The organism is Klebsiella sp. 141251 (assembly GCF_050600725.1).
GTDB classification, from domain to species: Bacteria; Pseudomonadota; Gammaproteobacteria; order Enterobacterales; family Enterobacteriaceae; genus Klebsiella; species Klebsiella aerogenes.
Window position 1 is genome coordinate 1 of sequence record NZ_JAQIRG010000005.1, and the last position, 17,602, is coordinate 17,602.

17 protein-coding genes are annotated in these 17,602 nt (G+C 55.7%); 9 read left to right on the plus strand and 8 right to left on the minus strand.

The features are described 5' to 3' along the window. The first annotated feature begins 756 nt into the window (after nt 1-756). A complete protein-coding gene (locus tag PGR09_RS12560) occupies nt 757-2,055 on the plus strand; it encodes an MFS transporter (RefSeq protein ID WP_315711276.1) in 1,299 nt (432 codons plus the stop codon). A 2-nt stretch (nt 2,056-2,057) separates the two neighbouring features. On the opposite strand, the gene PGR09_RS12565 is transcribed toward PGR09_RS12560, so the two are convergent. From PGR09_RS12565 to trxC, 5 genes are all read right to left on the minus strand, one after another. Continuing rightward, entirely contained in the window at nt 2,058-2,381 is a 324-nt protein-coding gene (locus PGR09_RS12565; protein WP_045392800.1) for a YfiM family lipoprotein, read from the minus strand. Between the two features lie 40 nt (nt 2,382-2,421). Continuing rightward, nucleotides 2,422-3,777 carry a CDP-diacylglycerol--serine O-phosphatidyltransferase gene (pssA, locus tag PGR09_RS12570; RefSeq protein WP_430916262.1) on the minus strand — a complete coding sequence of 452 codons (1,356 nt, stop codon included), beginning with the start codon at nt 3,775-3,777 and terminating at the stop codon, nt 2,422-2,424. A gap of 96 nt (nt 3,778-3,873) precedes the next feature. Next, nucleotides 3,874-6,549: a bifunctional acetate--CoA ligase family protein/GNAT family N-acetyltransferase gene (locus PGR09_RS12575; RefSeq protein ID WP_430916200.1), complete on the minus strand. Its 2,676-nt coding sequence runs from the start codon at nt 6,547-6,549 to the stop codon at nt 3,874-3,876. Nucleotides 6,550-6,584: 35 nt separating this feature from the next. Continuing rightward, nucleotides 6,585-7,283, minus strand: a complete 699-nt coding sequence (gene tapT / locus PGR09_RS12580) for a tRNA-uridine aminocarboxypropyltransferase (RefSeq protein ID WP_047043367.1) — start codon at nt 7,281-7,283, stop codon at nt 6,585-6,587. A 69-nt stretch (nt 7,284-7,352) separates the two neighbouring features. Next, nucleotides 7,353-7,778: a thioredoxin TrxC gene (gene trxC, locus PGR09_RS12585; RefSeq protein ID WP_015370277.1), complete on the minus strand. Its 426-nt coding sequence runs from the start codon at nt 7,776-7,778 to the stop codon at nt 7,353-7,355. Nucleotides 7,779-7,982: 204 nt separating this feature from the next. On the opposite strand from trxC, the gene PGR09_RS12590 reads away from it, so the two are divergent. After that, nucleotides 7,983-9,053, plus strand: a complete 1,071-nt coding sequence (locus tag PGR09_RS12590) for a tRNA/rRNA methyltransferase (protein ID WP_315711274.1) — start codon at nt 7,983-7,985, stop codon at nt 9,051-9,053. Nucleotides 9,054-9,108: 55 nt separating this feature from the next. On the opposite strand, the gene ung is transcribed toward PGR09_RS12590, so the two are convergent. Continuing rightward, on the minus strand, nt 9,109-9,798 hold the full coding sequence (gene ung / locus PGR09_RS12595) for a uracil-DNA glycosylase (RefSeq protein ID WP_047067112.1): 690 nt from the start codon (nt 9,796-9,798) through the stop codon (nt 9,109-9,111). A gap of 312 nt (nt 9,799-10,110) precedes the next feature. On the opposite strand from ung, the gene grcA reads away from it, so the two are divergent. Then, the gene (gene grcA, locus PGR09_RS12600; protein WP_002914084.1) at nt 10,111-10,494 is read left to right on the plus strand and encodes an autonomous glycyl radical cofactor GrcA; all 384 of its coding nucleotides are present in this window, start codon (nt 10,111-10,113) and stop codon (nt 10,492-10,494) included. A 44-nt stretch (nt 10,495-10,538) separates the two neighbouring features. Here the strand turns inward: grcA and srmB are convergent, their stop codons facing one another. Beyond that, nucleotides 10,539-11,870 carry an ATP-dependent RNA helicase SrmB gene (gene srmB / locus PGR09_RS12605; RefSeq protein ID WP_045392789.1) on the minus strand — a complete coding sequence of 444 codons (1,332 nt, stop codon included), beginning with the start codon at nt 11,868-11,870 and terminating at the stop codon, nt 10,539-10,541. A gap of 131 nt (nt 11,871-12,001) precedes the next feature. Between srmB and trmN the strand changes: the two genes are divergently transcribed. Continuing rightward, nucleotides 12,002-12,739 (plus strand): tRNA(1)(Val) (adenine(37)-N(6))-methyltransferase TrmN, encoded by a 738-nt coding sequence (gene trmN / locus PGR09_RS12610; RefSeq protein ID WP_430916201.1) that lies wholly within the window; start codon nt 12,002-12,004, stop codon nt 12,737-12,739. Here trmN and nadB read toward each other — a convergent pair. Further along, nucleotides 12,724-14,343, minus strand: a complete 1,620-nt coding sequence (gene nadB / locus PGR09_RS12615; RefSeq protein ID WP_430916202.1) for an L-aspartate oxidase — start codon at nt 14,341-14,343, stop codon at nt 12,724-12,726. The genes trmN and nadB overlap by 16 nt on opposite strands. Before the next feature lie 363 nt (nt 14,344-14,706). On the opposite strand from nadB, the gene rseD reads away from it, so the two are divergent. Genes rseD through rseC form a run of 5 tightly spaced genes read left to right on the plus strand, consistent with a single transcriptional unit; the run spans nt 14,707 to nt 17,456 of the window. After that, complete coding sequence (gene rseD / locus PGR09_RS12620; RefSeq protein ID WP_350425049.1) at nt 14,707-14,769, plus strand: rpoE leader peptide RseD; 63 nt, start codon at nt 14,707-14,709, stop codon at nt 14,767-14,769. Next, complete coding sequence (gene rpoE / locus PGR09_RS12625; protein ID WP_002914074.1) at nt 14,766-15,341, plus strand: RNA polymerase sigma factor RpoE; 576 nt, start codon at nt 14,766-14,768, stop codon at nt 15,339-15,341. Before rseD ends, rpoE begins: the two co-directional genes overlap by 4 nt. A 32-nt stretch (nt 15,342-15,373) precedes the next feature. Then, nucleotides 15,374-16,024: an anti-sigma-E factor RseA gene (gene rseA / locus PGR09_RS12630; protein ID WP_015370285.1), complete on the plus strand. Its 651-nt coding sequence runs from the start codon at nt 15,374-15,376 to the stop codon at nt 16,022-16,024. After that, the gene (gene rseB / locus PGR09_RS12635; protein ID WP_045392783.1) at nt 16,024-16,980 is read left to right on the plus strand and encodes a sigma-E factor regulatory protein RseB; all 957 of its coding nucleotides are present in this window, start codon (nt 16,024-16,026) and stop codon (nt 16,978-16,980) included. Before rseA ends, rseB begins: the two co-directional genes overlap by 1 nt. Further along, nucleotides 16,977-17,456, plus strand: a complete 480-nt coding sequence (gene rseC / locus PGR09_RS12640; protein ID WP_045392781.1) for a SoxR-reducing system protein RseC — start codon at nt 16,977-16,979, stop codon at nt 17,454-17,456. The genes rseB and rseC overlap by 4 nt, the downstream gene beginning before the upstream one ends. The last annotated feature ends 146 nt before the right edge of the window (nt 17,457-17,602 follow it).

Below are 17,602 nucleotides of genomic sequence, written 5' to 3' on the forward strand. Positions count from 1 at the left end.
CGATGGTAGTGTGGGGTCTCCCCATGTGAGAGTAGGGAACTGCCAGGCATCAAATAAAACGAAAGGCTCAGTCGGAAGACTGGGCCTTTTGTTTTATCTGTTGTTTGTCGGTGAGCGCTCTCCGGAGCAGGACAAATCCGCCGGGAGCGGATTTGAACGTTGCGCAGCAACGGCCCGGAGGGTGGCGGGCAGGACGCCCGCCATAAACTGCCAGGCATCAAATAAGAAGAACCCCGTACCGGAAGGTGCGGGGTTTTTTGCTGTGTGGCGTATAGCTCCCCCGGTGGCGCTGCGCTTACCGGGGCTACGCAACCCGTAGCCCGGAAAAGGTGCGCAGCACCGCCTCCGGGGAAAGCCGCTGCCATAGCAACGTAAAACGAAAGGCTCAGTCGGAAGACCTGGCTTTCTGCTTTTGTCTTTTGCGGCCAGACGCGCCGCTATCTTCCCCGGTGGCGCTGCGCTTACCGGGGCTACAGATCCGCACCTCCTGCGGGGAAGATCGCGCCAAATCCACACGCTCACCTTCATTCAAAGCCATATAAAACCCCGTCGTTGTACCCACTTCGCCATAATTCTCTTTTTCATTGCGCATGTACTGACGTTAATCGCGAAAAGCGGTGTTACGAAAAAAAATGTGAATACAATCACATATAAATAAATAACAATTATATAACATTTGGTTCACTAATTAATTTGTCGAAGTGACGTGTCACGCCCGATGAGACAGATTACGGTCTTTGCTGGAGCAAAATTACAATGACAGAAAGCAGTATTAACGAGCAGGGGACCCTGGAACAGGGAGATACCCGGCGCCGTGTATGGGCAATTGTGGGCGCATCTTCAGGGAACCTGGTGGAATGGTTTGATTTTTATGTCTATTCATTTTGCTCACTCTATTTTGCGCACATCTTTTTCCCTTCAGGAAATACCACTACTCAATTGTTACAAACCGCCGGAGTTTTTGCCGCTGGCTTCCTGATGCGCCCCATCGGCGGCTGGCTGTTTGGCCGCATTGCTGACCGTCGCGGACGTAAAGCCTCAATGCTTATTTCGGTATGCATGATGTGCTTCGGCTCGCTGGTAATTGCTTGTCTACCGGGATACGCCACTATCGGCACCTGGGCACCGGCTTTGCTCCTGCTGGCACGTCTGTTCCAGGGCCTGTCCGTTGGCGGGGAATATGGCACCAGCGCGACCTACATGAGTGAAGTGGCAGTAGAAGGAAAGAAAGGATTCTACGCCTCCTTCCAGTACGTTACGTTAATTGGCGGTCAACTGCTGGCGGTACTGGTCGTTGTCGCGCTACAACAAATCCTCAGTGATGAAGACTTGCATGCCTGGGGATGGCGTATACCTTTTGCTCTGGGCGCCGTACTGGCCATCGTCGCGCTGTGGCTGCGCCGTCAGTTGGATGAAACCTCGAAACATGAAACCCGAGCGCTGAAAGAGGCCGGTTCCTTTAAAGGTTTGTGGCGTAATCGCCGGGCTTTTGTCATGGTGCTGGGCTTTACCGCCGCCGGCTCGCTGACTTTTTACACCTTCACCACCTACATGCAAAAATATCTGGTGAATACCGCCGGCATGTCGGCCAGCACCGCCAGCATGATTATGACGGCGGCGCTTTTCGTGTATATGCTGGTACAGCCGCTGTTTGGCGCATTCTCGGATAAGGTGGGTCGCCGCACTTCAATGCTGTGTTTCGGCGTGCTGGCGACGCTGTTTACCGTGCCTATCCTTAGCGCGCTGCAAAATGTCAGCTCTCCATATGCCGCATTTGCCCTGGTGATTTGTGCGTTGCTGATTGTCAGCTTCTACACTTCCATCAGCGGGATCCTGAAGGCGGAAATGTTTCCGGCACAGGTTCGCGCGCTGGGCGTGGGCTTGTCCTATGCGGTAGCAAACGCGTTGTTCGGTGGTTCAGCGGAATACGTCGCGCTGTCGCTTAAATCTGCGGGAATGGAGAATGCCTTCTATTGGTACGTGACGGCGATGGCGGCGATTGCCTTCCTGGTGTCTCTGATGCTGCACGGTAAAGGGAAGGGTCTGCGTTTGTAACCTTATTGATGCGCCAGTTGCCACACCGCATAGCCGGTAGTGGCGCCGGCGACATCCCAGGCGAAATCTTTCCAGCTCCAGCCGCTCCCTGCCGGGCGGCTGTCCCATAACTCTTTTGATGCCCCCAGACTAACGGAAAACATCAGACCGATGGCGGCGCTGCGATCGCGGCTGTATCCCTGATGCTGCGCATATTCATTGCCGGCCGCGGAGAGCATTGCCGACGCGAGAAAGTGTTGGGCTTTGTCCTGACCACTCCAGGCATCATTGGCCATATGGCTGCAGCCGCCAAGCAGTAAAGGGGCAAAAATAACAAGATGACGCATAGTGCTTCCTGAAAAAAAGCCCCGTAAACGGGGCATTGATTTAAAGAATGCGGCTAATAAGACGGTCGATGCGGATACGTCGCAGACGGCGAATGAGCTTTTTCACCTTCACCGGATAGTCGGCGATGCTTTGCAGATCGCGATAATGCTTCACCACCGTCGTATGCGTACGGATGAGCTGAAGCTCCTTTTCCCGCATTTCGCGCAGTTGATGTTTAGGATCGTGGATAAGCACGGCATTTTCCAAGTCCAGCCGCCAGGCGCGCGGATTGAGGTTATTGCCGGTTAACAGCATCCATTCGTTATCAACCCACATACCCTTTAGATGGTAGCTGTTATCGTCATCTTTCCATAAACGCACGATGAGCTGATCGGTATTCACATAATACTGCAGGCGGCTCAGGAAGCGTCGCAGGTTAATTTCGTACAAATAAGGCAGTGCGCCGATGATTTTAAACGGCTGATCTTCCGGGATATAGAAGTCGTTCGCGGTCTTATCGCCGACGATGATTTCCACTTTTTTGCCGCTGCGTAGCAGAGAAATAATATTTCTGACCAGTACGGCGGGCAGGTTGAAATACGGGGTGCAGATTGTCAGCTTGTGTTCCGCACACGGCATCAGGTGGAAGATAGTCTTGTTGAGCAAGCTCGATTTACCGAGCCCGACCAGCGGTGTGACTGATAATTGTTCTTCATCGGCATTGCCGGTGAAGTGATAGCCGCTTTCGCGCAGATCCTGGCGATACAGGCGAATATCATTTTTGATTTCCGGGCTTTTCGGCCGATCCGGGCGATCGAGACGATTCACGCCGCGACCCTCTACCAGGTTGTGCTCGACCCAGTCGAACATGACATCGGCCATCTTGCCGTTGCGGATGCACTGATAGCGATCGTAGCGATATTTATCATGCTGATGCAGGTACACATCGTTCAGGCTGGCGCCGCTATAGATGACGCTATCGTCGATGATGAAGCCTTTAAAATGGAGCACGCCGAGCGCTTCACGGGTATTGACCGGGACGCCATAGACCGGGATATCAATCCCAGGATTTTCCTGGGCCATACGACAGTACCAGTCGGCATTGGTATTGGAGGCTGCAGCGCCGATGCGGCCGCGCTGGGCGCGATGCCAGTCAACCAGCACGCGCACGTCCAGTTCCGGACGTTGACGTTTGGCGTCGTACAAGGCTTGCAGTATTCCTTTTCCGCCATCATCTTGCTCAAGGTAGAGCGCAATAATGCAAATACGCTGGGTGGCGTGGGCTATCTTTGCCAGTAGCGCCTGGCGGAAATCAGCCGGCGCGTAAAAGAACTCGATATCATCAACTGACTGAGAGAGCTTAGGGAGTTGGGCAAGGTGTTGTTGATGTTTATTACGCTTAAATTTTGACAACATCACAGTGCGTTTCTTCTCTGTTTATTGAAGGGTCTTCTGTACCATGCAGACGACGTAAGCGGGCAATAATAACATCACTACCCGCGAATGTGGTCATTAATTGCTGTCGCTTGTCACCGAATGTAACGTATTCAGCGCAAGAGACAGGCTCACAATTCCGTCTTCTAGCTGTATATCTACGGCAAAGCCAAGTTTTCTGGCAAGGCTTATCATGCCGCGGTTATTTGGCATGGTGATGCCATTTAAGCGCTGTAATCCGTGTCCTTGCGTATAGGCGATAAGCTTTTCAAGGAGCTGTCGCCCCAGACCTAAACCTTTCAGATCCGAGCGTACCAGCACGGCGAACTCGGCATCAATGTTATCAGGATCGGAAATCGCTCTGGTCACGCCAAGGATCTCGCTTCCTTGCTCCGTAGCGCGTACCGCAACAAAGGCCATTTCACGATCGTAGTCGATCTGGGTCATATTGGCTAAGTCGTCATGGGTGAATTCGTTGATCTCGCTGAAGTAGCGGTAATAGAGATCTTCTTTGGTGACCTGTTCGATAAAAGCCAATAGCAGAGGTTCATCCTCAGGCAGGATCGGCCGGAACAGGCAGCGTTCACCGTTTTTCATCACCACCCATTCTTCTAACTGTTGCGGATAGGGTCTGACTGCCAGCCGGCTTTCGCTGTCGCCGCTAAATGGCGCCAGGCTGAGGGTGACGTCGAGGGCGGTAAACTCGTTGCCGGAAGCAAGCAAGGGGTGAATATCCAACCGCTGGATCTCGGGGCAATCGACGATCAGATTAGAGACCTGCACCAGCAACTGGCTAAGACCGGGAATATCTAACGGGCGCAGCGCGCTGCGTCCGCGGATTTTTTTGCTCTTAATGGCCTGGATCACCAGATAACGCGCCAGGTTCATATTCAGCGGCGGCAGGGCGACCGCGGCCTGATTTTCCGCTCGCCACTCGACACCGCCTTCGCCAAGCATGATCAACGGGCCAAAAAGCGGGTCATGCTCGACGACGACCCGAAGTTCCTGCGCCCCGGCGCGGTTGGCCATGCTTTGGACTAGCAGGCCATGAATACGCGCCTGCGGCCAGGCCATTTTTACCCTGTCGATAATCGCGTCCGCCGCCTGCTGGACTTCAGCAGGGGTTCGTAAATAGAGCATTACGCCCTGAACTTCAGATTTATGCGGAATATCCGGCGAACGTAACTTCAACGCCACCGGGTAGCCAATCTGCTCGGCGATATGTACCGCTTCGGCGCTGTCGGCGGCAATCCAGGTGGGCAGAGTATGGATGCCGTAGGCGCGTAGCACCGGGCTGACTTCATGGGTGTCCAGTGAGGTCGCGCCTTCGCTCAGCGCGCGCTGCAATAGCGTGTGGGCCTCGGCGGTATTGGCGGTCAACGTATCGGACAATACCGGCGTTTCCCGTAGCTGTTTCTGGTTGCGACGGTATTCCACCATATGCATAAAGGCGGTAATGGTACCCTCAGGCGTGCGATAGGTTGGAATGCCGGCTTCGCTAAATAGCCGTCGCGCCTCCTGGGAGGAGAACTCTCCGCACCAGTTCGTCAGCACCGTAACGTATTTCCCGCGCGGATGACGCTTAAGGGCATCAATCAACGCCAGCGCGCTTTCGGTACCCGGCGCCGCGGCGCTGGGGGAGTGGATCACCAGCAGCGCATCATAATCCTGGCTATCCAGCAACACATTCAGCGCCTTGAGATAATGCTCGCTGCTGGCGTCATCGCGCAGATCCAGAGGATTAGCAACCTCGACGCCTGTCGGTAACGTCTGTTTGAGCTGGTTGCTGGTTACCTCGCTAAGCGTGGCGAGCTTACCGTTACGCAGCCACAGTTCGTCCAACGCCAGCGCCGCCGGCGCCGCGCCATTACTGATGATCATCAGTTTTTCGCCGCGCAATGGGCGCATATGGCTCAGGGTTTCAACGGCGGAAAAGAGCTCGTGGGTGTCCTGCACGCGCAGTAGCCCCGCCCGCTGAATAGCGGCGTCCCAGGCGGGATCCATTCCTGAGTTTACATGCAGCAATTTCTGCGCCGCCGGGCTGCGGCCGCTTTTGATGACCAGAATGGGTTTATTACGCGAGGCGCTACGGGCGGCGGAGACAAAACGCCGCGCATCGCTGAGATGCTCCAGATAGAGCAGAATGGCGCTGGTCTTGCTATCACGGGCGAGAAAATCGAGCAGGTCGTCGACGTCGATATCAAGACTATCGCCCAGCGCAATAAAGTACGAGAAGCCCATTTCACGCTGCTGCGCCCAGTCCAGAATGGTGTTGGAGACGGCGGCGGATTGCGAGATAAACGCCAGCTTGCCGCGCTGGATAGGCACCGGCGAGAAGCTGGCGTTGAGGCCCTGCCACGGCGCCAGGAGCCCCAGGCTGTTGGGGCCGAGTAGACGCATTTGATAACGGGCGGCGCATTCGAGCAGCGCCGGGTACTGGTCCGGCTGTGAAGAGAGGATAATGCAGGTTTTACACCCTTTCCGCCCTAAGGCCTCGAGCAACTCGAGGTTGCGCCGGGCATTAGTACAGAGCACCGCCAGATCCGGAGTAAAAGGCAGGCTGTCGATAGTCGGCCACGCCAGTACGCCAAGCACCGCTTTCCAGGCGGGCGTCACCGGCAGGACCGGGCCATTAAAACCGCCGGCCAACAGGTTGCGCATCATTAAATAGCCAGCGCGCTGCGGTTTCATCGATGCGCCAATGACGGCGATCGATTTTGGCCGCAGCAGTGCTTCCAGGCCTCGTTGGCTCATTCCGGTCTCCTTTAATCCCCAGTGACCGAATGATTTTAAACGCTTTCAGCCTGTTGTGCTGTGATACTGCCCTTATGCTGCGTTTTTCCCGCCAGATAGCGGCTTCTGAACAGACTAAAGTGATCGCCAAGCGCGGCAGCCGCCTGTGCGTCGCCGGCTAAATCCAGCAGAGCAATGGCGACTTCCGCCGTACAGTACTGACCGTCGGCGTGGGCCTCGCGCAGGTGATAGGCTGAGATGCGCGACAGGTCGACTGAGATTACCGGCAGCGCATCGAGATACGGGCTTTTGCGAAACATTTTCCGTGCTTCCGTCCAGGTGCCGTCGAGCATAATGAACAGCGGCGGCTTACCCTCCGGCGGGGCGCTCAGTACCTGACGATCCGCTCCGGCATAAGAGGCCGGAAAGACGACCATGGGCTGATAATCAGGGTTGGCGACCAGATCGAGCAACGCCTGCGGCGGCTCGGTACGCGACCACTGAAACGCTTCGGTATTGGGCAGAATATCGGCGATAAGACGTCCGGTATTGCTGGGCTTCATCGGCTCGGTGTCGAACATTACCAGGCAAAAGCGGCTGTCGGCGGGCACTGGCGCCAGCGTTGCGCACAGACACTGTTTTAGGGGGAGCAGGCAGCGCTGACAGCGGCGGATGCGGTTGCCGCGAGCAAGAAAAGGCCGGGTTGCGCGCGCGAGGCGTTCGGCGCGCAGGCGAAGGACAGCGTTATCAATCATGGGAGTCGCTAATGAAAAACGCTATTGTCGCAGAGGAGAAAACGGGGCACAAGCGGTGCCCCGGCGGCTTTACTGTTGGTTGGCTTCGTTCAACCAGCTATCGAACGGCGCTTTGGGGACGGCGCCATTCAGCATGTCGACCATTTCACCATTTTTGAACATCATAATGGTTGGAATGCTACGGATGCGGAAGCGAGCGCTCAGTTCGCGTTCGGCTTCGGTGTTCACTTTCACAAAACGCATTTCGCCGCTGCGCTCTTCAGCCACATCTTCAAAGATCGGCGCGAAGCTACGGCATGGACCGCACCACGGGGCCCAGAAATCAATCACGACTGGCAGATCGTCCTTTAATAGTTTATCCAGCGTTGCCCCGGTCGCGTTGATGACATCGCCGTCAAAGAGATCGTGGCCGCAGCGTCCGCACTTGGCGCCATCGGCGCTACGGTCTTCGGGGATGCGGTTAAGAGCCTGACAACTGGCACAAACGGTATTCATAACTAACCTCTGGTTATGGGGTTGCAGCGCGGCACGTGGCCGATTTGTTTCTGTAATGTTACATATTATCGATTAGGCGCGAATAAAGGACAATGTCTTTTGTTCGATGGTTACAATAGACCAAGGCTTTTAAATGAAATAATGGCTAAGTGAAGATACATCGGGTAATCTTCGCGCTTCGCGCAGCGCAGGTGGAGAAAATAGATGAGCGACGAACTGAAAAATAAAAGCGGCAAGGTCAAAGTGATGTATGTCCGCAGTGATGATGATTCTGACAAACGTACCCATAACCCGCGTACCGGGAAAGGGGGAGGGCGTCCAGGAAAATCACGTGTTGACGGCCGCAGCCGCCCTGCGCGCGATGAACGTAACAGCCGCGGCGACGATCGCAAACGCGACGATCGCAAGCGTAATGATTTTAATCGCGATGATGCGTCCCCGTGGCGCACCGTTTCCCGCGCTCCGGGCGATGAGACGCCGGTAAAAGAAGATCACGGCGGCATCAGCGGTAAGAGCTTTATCGATCCGGAAGTGCTGCGTCGTCAGCGCGCGGAAGAGACCCGCGTCTACGGCGAGAACGCCTGTCAGGCGCTGTTCCAGAGCCGTCCGGAAGCCATCGTACGCGCCTGGTTTATCCAGAGCGTTACCCCGCGCTTTAAAGAGGCGCTGCGCTGGATGGCGGCCAATCGTAAGGCCTACCACGTAGTGGACGAAGTCGAGCTGGCGAAAGCGTCTGGTACCGAACACCACGGCGGCGTCTGCTTCCTGATTAAAAAACGTCATGGTACTTCCGTGGCCCAGTGGGTGGCGAAAGCAGAAGCCGAAGATTGCGTACTGGCGCTGGAAGATGTTGGCAACCCGCACAACCTCGGCGCGATTATGCGTAGCTGCGCGCATTTTGGCGTGAAAGGTGTGGTAGTGCAGGATGCCGGCGTGCTGGAGTCTGGCGCGGCGATCCGCACTGCAGAAGGCGGCGCGGAACATGTTGAGCCGATCACCGGCGACAGCTTTATCGATACCCTGACGCAGTTCCGTCAGGCTGGCTACGCTATCGTCTCGACCTCCAGCCATAACGGTACGCCGCTGTTTAAGGCCGAGCTGCCGAAAAAAATGGTGCTGGTATTAGGCCAGGAGCGTGACGGTCTGTCCGATGCGGCGATCTCCAGCTCTGACCTCAACGTCGCCATCGACGGCACCGGCAATGTCGAAAGTCTTAACGTCTCCGTGGCGACCGGCGTGCTGCTGGCGGAATGGTGGCGTCAGAATAAGGCCTGATATCGGTCTCTGAATGCAAAAAGCCAGCTGATGCTGGCTTTTTTATTGTCGTCGCTCACTCGCTTTCAGCGGGCAGCACCGGCATCCAGTCAATGGGCGCCTCGCCGCGTTCGGTCAGCCACTGGTTGGTTTGCACAAAGTGGTTGCAGCCGAAGAAACCGCGGTGCGCCGACAGCGGCGATGGGTGCGGCGCCTTCAGGACGCAATGGCGCTGGCGATCGATAATGGCGCCTTTCTTCTGCGCGTGCGCGCCCCACAGCAGAAATACCACTCCTTCACAATGCTGGTTAATCAACGCTATCACTTTATCGGTAAAGGTTTCCCAGCCGAGACTGGCGTGTGAATGCGCCTGACCGGCGCGCACCGTTAACACGGTATTAAGCAGGAGCACGCCCTGGCGCGCCCAGCTTTCCAGATAACCATGCGCCGGGCGCTGAAAGCCGGGGATGGTGCCTTCCAGCTCTTTATACATGTTCAGCAGCGACGGCGGTATCTGTACTCCCGGTAAAACAGAAAAGGCCAGACCGTGCGCCTGTCCCGGGCCGTGATAGGGATCCTGACCTAAGATGACCACTTTGACCTCGCCCAGTTCGGTATAGCGAAAGGCGTTAAAGACATCTTTCTGCGGCGGATAGATAGTCATGCCGGACTGACGCTCTTCGGCGACGGTCTTGAGGGTGTTGAGAAAATAGGGCTGCTGCTTCTCTTCCGCCAGCACGTCGTGCCAGGTTAATGGGGTGGTCATCTCGCTCTCCTGCAAAGTGTCATGCCCATAGCTTAACTGCTTCTTTCTGCATAACAAAATCGCGACGTCATTCCTGACTGGTTGCGCATAAAAAAAATTGAAAATTTACAAAATTTTTTATGACACCTACTGGCGTAACTTGATGTAAAACAATACTATCCTCATATACCCACTTTGAGTGAGTGGTTTTTGTTGATTTAAATCAATGAATGCCGGGTGTGTGGCTGATATATATACACTCATACAACAATGGTTTTACCAATTGGCCGCAAAGAGGCCAAAATCGAATAAACACTGCCTGGGAGGCATCAAATGATTACTGGTATCCAAATTACTAAAGCGGCAAACGACGACCTGCTGAACTCTTTCTGGCTGCTGGATAGCGAAAAAGGCGAAGCGCGCTGCCTGTGCGCCAAAGGTGGTTTTGCTGAAGATGACGTGGTTGCGGTGAGCAAACTGGGTGAAATCGAATACCGTGAAATCCCGGTAGACGTGAAACCGGAAGTCCGCGTGGAAGGCGGTCAGCACCTGAACGTGAACGTGCTGCGTCGCGAAACCCTGCTGGATGCGGTTGAGCACCCGGAAAAATACCCGCAACTGACCATTCGTGTTTCCGGCTACGCGGTACGTTTTAACTCTCTGACTCCGGAACAGCAGCGCGACGTTATCGCTCGTACCTTTACCGAAAGCCTGTAAGGCTAAAGCCAGATGTGAAAACGCCGGGATATCCCGGCGTTTTTTTACTCTTCGTTGGACGTTGACGGCGTCCCGGCAGCGCTTGGCTTACGACGCTTACCGATGTTTTTGGTATCGCGGTGGCGTTTCTTGACCCGCGGCTTCTCTTTTTCTTTCTCTTTTTTCTCGGCGCGTTTCGCCAGCACTTTCTTCGATGGCTTACCGGTTAACTTCTCGCTCGGCGCGCGGGTTTTCGGTCGCAATTCATCAATCACGCGAGCTTTCAGCGGTTCTTCAACGTAGCGGCCGATTTTGCCCAGCAGCAGATGATCGTGCGCTTCAACCAGCGAAATAGCGGTGCCTTTCTTACCAGCACGGCCGGTACGGCCAATACGGTGCAGATAGATATCGGCGGTACGCGGCATATCGAAGTTAAACACGTGGCTGACATCCGGAATATCAATACCGCGCGCGGCGACGTCGGTGGCAATCAGCACGTTCACGCGACCATCGGTCAGGCGTTTAATCGCTTCGTTACGTTTGATCTGCACCATTTCGCCTTCCAGCCAGCAGGTGGTGATGCCTGCTTCGTGCAGCTTGGCCGCCAGTTCATGAACGCGCTCGCGTTTACGCACGAACACGATAGAGCGGGTTGCTTCCGGCTGCTTCAGCAGATTAACCAGCAGCGCGGTTTTATGCTCGATATCATCGGCGCGATAGTACCACTGGTGGATTTTTTTACGTTCGCGGGTCGACGGATTCGCGGAAACCTCAACCGGCTCTTCCAGCAGGCGTTCGGCAAAGTCTTTAATCGCATCGCCTTCCAGCGTGGCGGAAAACAGCATGGTCTGCTTGCGCCAGCGGGTTTCACCGGCGATGGTTTCGATATCCTGGGCAAAGCCCATGTCCAGCATGCGGTCCGCTTCATCTAGGATCAGCGTTTCTACCGCGCGGCAGTCGAAGTTCTCTTCTTTAATATACTGCAGCAGGCGACCGGTGGTGGCGACCACGATATCCTGGTTTTCGCTGAACACTTCCGCGTGGTTCATGTACGCAACGCCGCCGGTAATGGTGGCAATATCCAGATGGGTATGCTTCGCCAGTTCGCGGGCGTGATCGGCAACCTGCATCGCCAGCTCGCGGGTCGGCGTCAGGATAAGGATCCGCGGCGGCCCCGATTTCTTACGCGGGAAATCAAGCAGATGCTGCAACGCTGGCAGCAAATATGCCGCAGTTTTACCGGTGCCTGTCGGCGCAGAACCGAGAATATCACGGCCATCAAGCGCAGGCGGAATAGCGGCGGCCTGAATGGCTGTCGGGCGTGTGAAACCTTTATCCTGGAGCGCTTCCAGCAGGTTTTCGTCGAGTTCAAGTTCGGAAAAAGTCGTTACAGTCATGTTCTACCTCTGAGTGGGCCGCCGATTATAGACGTTACTGACGTAATGTTCATCTGTTTGTAAGGCTATCTGTTCTCCGGTATTGTGCATAGCCTTAAGCACAGCCGTTTTCGCCAGCAAGGTTTTTGAGGATGTCTCAGTCGAAGTTTGCGCTGCCGCGCAATGGTTTTACCTTTAAACAATTTTTCGTCGCCCACGATCGCTGCGCCATGAAAGTCGGTACCGACGGTATTCTGCTGGGCGCCTGGGCGCCGATTGCTCAGGTGAAGCACGTGCTGGATATCGGCGCCGGTAGCGGTTTACTGGCATTAATGTTAGCCCAGCGTACCGCGGAGTCGGTACGACTGGATGCGGTGGAGTTGGATGAAGAGGCCGCGGCGCAGGCGCGGGATAACGTGGCGGCCAGCAGCTGGTCTGGACGTATCGCGGTATTTCAGGCGCCGATTCAGCAGTGGCAGCCGCAGCCGCCGCGGCGCTATGAGCTCATTGTCAGCAATCCGCCGTTTTTTGCCGAAGGCGTCCCTTGCGCGACGTCGCAGCGCGAACAGGCGCGTTACACCACCTCGCTCGATCATACGACGCTGCTCGCCTGCGCCGCGGATCTGATTACCGAGGAGGGCTTTTTCTGCGTAGTGCTGCCGGTGGATATTGGTAATGCGTTTGTCGAACGGGCAAAAGCGATGGGATGGCATTTGCGCTTACGCACCGACGTGGCGGAAACAGAAATGCGTCCGCCGCATCGCGTCCTGCTGGCATTCTCTCCCAGCTCCGGCGAGTGTTTCAGCGATCGGCTGGTGGTTCGTGGGCCAGAGCAGCAGTACTCTGAAGGCTTTACCGCGCTGACCCGCGACTTCTATCTTTTTATGTGAGTGAGCGGCGAAAGGATTGACGGGCCGCTCTCGGCCAGCGTGTCCGGGTAGTCGAGCGTATAGTGCAGGCCGCGGCTCTCTTTACGTTGCATGGCGCAACGTACGATAAGCTCGGCCACCTGCACCAGATTGCGCAGCTCCAGTAAATTATTGGAGACGCGAAAACGCGCGTAATACTCATCCAGCTCCTGCTGCAGCATAGTAATGCGCCGCAGGGCCCTTTCCAGCCGGCGGGTGGTACGCACGATTCCGACATAATCCCACATCAGCAGGCGCAGTTCGTGCCAGTTATGTTGAATCACCACTAGTTCATCCGGGATCTCAACCTGGCTTTCATCCCACGGCGGCAGCTGTTCCGTCGCTTGCGCCAGCGGCAGGCGTTTCGCAATATCCTCGGCGGCCGACCAGCCGTACACCAGACACTCCAGCAATGAGTTCGAGGCCATGCGGTTGGCGCCGTGCAGCCCGGTGTAGCTCACCTCGCCGATGGCGTACAGGCCGTCAACGTCGGTACGTCCGTTATCATCCACCATCACGCCGCCGCAGGTGTAGTGGGCGGCAGGCACGATCGGTACCGGTTCTTTGGTTAAATCGATGCCAAGGCCGAGTAGCTTTTCATAAATCATCGGGAAATGCTGGCGAATAAACGCTTCGGGCTTATGGCTAATATCCAGATACATGCAGTCGACGCCGAGGCGTTTCATCTCATGGTCGATGGCGCGGGCGACGATATCGCGCGGAGCCAGTTCGCCACGCTCGTCGAAGTCCGGCATAAAGCGGCTACCGTCGGGCCGTTTTAGCAGCGCGCCTTCACCGCGCAGGGCTTCCGTCAGGAGGAAATTTCGCGCCTGCGGATGAAACAGCGCGGTAGGGTGGAACTGGTTAAATTCGAGATTGGCCACACGGCACCCCGCGCGCCAGGCCATGGCGATGCCGTCGCCGGAGGAGACATCAGGGTTGGTGGTGTATTGATAGACTTTCGCGGCGCCGCCGGTCGCCAGCACCACGGCTTTTGCGCTGCAGGTTTCTACCTTTTCCTTATTACGATTCCAGATCCATGCGCCGACGACCCGCCGGGTACCCGGCAGACCAATCTTATCGGAGATAATCAGGTCAACCGCGTTGCTACGCTCCAGAATGGTGATATTCGGATGCGCCAGCGCTTTGCCGACCAGCGTCGTCTCAACCTCTTTACCGGTGGCATCGGCGGCATGCAGGATCCGCCGATGGCTATGGCCGCCTTCACGCGTCAGATGGTAGCTCTCTTCACCGTTTGCCTGAACCTGGGTATCAAACAGTACCCCTTGATCGATAAGCCACTGTACGCAGGGTTTGGCGTTGCTGGCGACAAAGGAGACGGCATGGCGGTCACAAAGACCGGCCCCGGCGATGAGCGTATCTTCGACGTGGGATTCAATGCTATCGGTTTCATCGAAAACGGCGGCAATCCCACCCTGGGCGTAGAACGTCGAGCCTTCGCTAACCGGCCCTTTGCTTAGTACGGTTACCGCGTGGCGTTCCGCCAGGCGCAGCGCCAGAGACAATCCGGCAGCGCCGCTGCCGATAATCAACACATCACAGGAAAAGTCAGGAGTCGTCTTCATAGCTTCTGTTTAATTTACTAAACACAATGGCGTCACCATAGCACCTGATGGGGCCAAATCGTACAATTATTTTCGTGAATAGTTGTGCGGGCTAAACAAAGCTGGCGGAAAAGAAAATATGTAAACGAAAGAAAATATTTGCGAAGCAGGCCGTTACCTTCAGATTTTATAGTGAAAAATAAGTTGGGTTACGTTACCCTTCAGGCGGGCCTTGCGCTTTTTCTTCATTAGCTTACCTGGCGTTGAACAACGGGACTTATAATGAGAGATAACAATCAGTCCACCGTTGTCAGACAAAAATCAAAAGCGTAACGGAACTTTATTGTGTTCAGACACTCCAAACGACTGCTTGCTCATAATGCAGTGCTTGGGTGGTGTTCTGAATACGCATGGGAATTGGGTTTGGGGAGACATTACCTCGGATGAGCGAGCAGTTAACGGATCAGGTCCTTGTTGAACGGGTCCAGAAAGGAGATCAGAAAGCCTTTAACCTACTGGTAGTACGCTATCAGCACAAGGTGGCAAGCCTGGTCTCCCGCTATGTACCGCCGGGCGATATCGCTGACGTTGTTCAGGAATCGTTCGTGAAGGCGTGGCGTGCGCTGGATTCTTTCCGGGGGGATAGCGCTTTTTATACCTGGTTGTATCGTATCGCCGTAAACACGGCAAAGAATTATCTGGTTGCTCAGGGACGCCGTCCGCCATCAAGCGATGTAGACGCCAACGAGGCGGAAAATTTCGAAAGCGGCGGGGCATTGAAAGAAATTTCGAACCCTGAGAACTTAATGTTGTCAGAAGAGCTGAGACAAATAGTTTTTCGTACCATTGAATCGCTCCCGGAAGATTTACGCATGGCAATTACGTTACGGGAGCTGGATGGCCTGAGCTATGAAGAAATAGCCGCCATCATGGATTGTCCGGTTGGCACGGTACGTTCGCGTATCTTCCGGGCACGTGAAGCTATTGATAATAAAGTTCAACCGCTAATCAGGCGTTGACGATAGCGGAATACTGGAAAAGGGTATCAGGCATGCAGAAAGAAAAACTTTCGGCCTTAATGGATGGTGAAACGCTGGATAACGAGCTGCTCAATGAGCTGAGTCGTTCTTCTGAAATGCAAAAAACCTGGGAGAGCTACCATCTCATCCGCGACACGCTGCGAGGCGATACCGCCGAGATGCTCCAATTCGATATCTCAGCTCGCGTAATGGCCGCCATCGAGAACGAACCTGCTCGTCAGGTTGCGCCGCTTATTCCTGAATCTCAACCCGCTCCACACCAGTGGCGTCAGATGCCTTTCTGGCAGAAAGTGCGCCCGTGGGCCAGCTCGCTTACCCAAATGGGCGTGGCAGCGTGCGTGTCTCTGGCGGTGATCGTCGGTGTTCAACAATACAATGGGCACTCCGATGCTTCCCAGCAGCCGGAAGCGCCAGTCTTCAACACCATGCCGATGATGGGCAAAGCCAGCCCGGTTAGCCTGGGCGTTCCGGCCGATGCCTCCGCCGGTAGCGGTCAGCAGGCGCAGGTTCAGGAGCAACGTCGTCGTATTAATGCTATGCTGCAGGACTATGAATTGCAGCGTCGCCTGCACGCTGAGCAGCTTCAGTTTGGCCAGGCCCAGACTCAGCAAGCCGCTGTTCAGGTGCCGGGTTATCAAACTTTAGGAACGCAATCGCAGTAATGAAGCAACTTTGGTGTGCCATGTCGCTCATGGCAGGCAGCCTGTTCTTCTCCACCAACGCCTCGGCTGATACATCGTCCGGGGCGTTGTTGCAGCAGATGAACCTGGCCAGCCAGTCCCTCAATTACGAGCTGTCTTTTGTCAGTATCAACAAACAGGGCGTTGAGTCGCTGCGCTATCGTCACGTGCGGTTGAACAACCAGCCCCTTGCTCAGTTGCTGCAGCTCGACGGTCCGCGTCGGGAAGTGGTGCTGCGCGGTACTGAAATCAGCTATTTTGAACCCGGTCTCGATCCCTTCACCCTGAACGGCGACTATATCGTCGATTCCTTGCCGTCTCTGGTGTACACCGATTTCAAAAAGCTGGCCTCGTATTATGATTTCATCTCCGTTGGCCGGACGCGTATCGCCGATCGCCTGTGCGATGTAGTGCGCGTGGTGGCCCGCGACGGCACGCGCTACAGCTACATTGCGTGGCTGGATGCCGAGACCAAGCTGCCGCTGCGCGTCGACTTGCTCGACCGCGACGGTGAAACCCTGGAGCAGTTCCGGGTGGTCTCATTCAATATCGGTGATAACGTAAGCTCGAGTATGGAAGCGCTGTCGAAAGCCAGCCTGCCGCCGCAGCTGTCGGTTCCGGAAAGCGGCAATAAAGCCAACTTTAACTGGGCGCCAACCTGGCTGCCGCAGGGCGTGACGGAAGTTTCCAGCAGCCAGCGTCGTTTACCGACCTTCGACGGTCCGGTCGAGTCTCGTCTCTATTCCGACGGTCTGTTTAGCTTCTCCGTTAACGTTAATCGCGCGACGGCTAACAGCAGCGATCAGCTGCTGCGCACCGGTCGCCGTACCGTCAGCACTTCGGTACGCGATAACGCCGAAATCTCGGTGGTTGGCGAATTACCGCCGCAAACGGCAAAACGTATCTCAGACAGCATTAAGTTCAGGGCCGCGCAATGATCAAAGAGTGGGCGACTGTCGTCTCCTGGCACAACGGCGTGGCGCAGGTTCACTGCGATGTTAAAGCCTCTTGCAGCAGCTGCGCCTCGCGCGCTGGCTGCGGTAGCCGGGTGCTCAATAAACTGGGGCCGCAAACCAGCCATACCATAAGCGTTCCCTGCGACCAGCCGCTGACGGCCGGGCAAAAAGTGGAACTGGGCATTGCTGAAAGCAGCCTGCTGGGTTCGGCGCTGCTGGTATACATGGCGCCGCTGTTCGGGCTGTTTGTGATGGCGTCGATTTTCCAGGTGCTGTTTGCCAGCGACATTGCTTCGCTGTGCGGCGCGTTACTTGGCGGCGTCGGCGGGTTCCTGGTGGCGCGCGGGCTGTCGCCGAAGCTGGCTGCTCGCCAGTCGTGGCAGCCGGTGATTTTAAGCGTCGGTTTACCGCCGGATCTGCTGCGCGTTGATACGCCTTCCTCTGAAATGGGGCAGTGATTTCACTGTCCCTCATCTTTATTTACGCTTCCTGATACAACGCCACAATTCTGCCGTTATGCTGGATCTAACAGCATTTCCTGGTTTCGCGGATGTAGTGTAGAATGCGGCGTTTTCGGATTAAAAAACGTCAGGCACAGAACAGC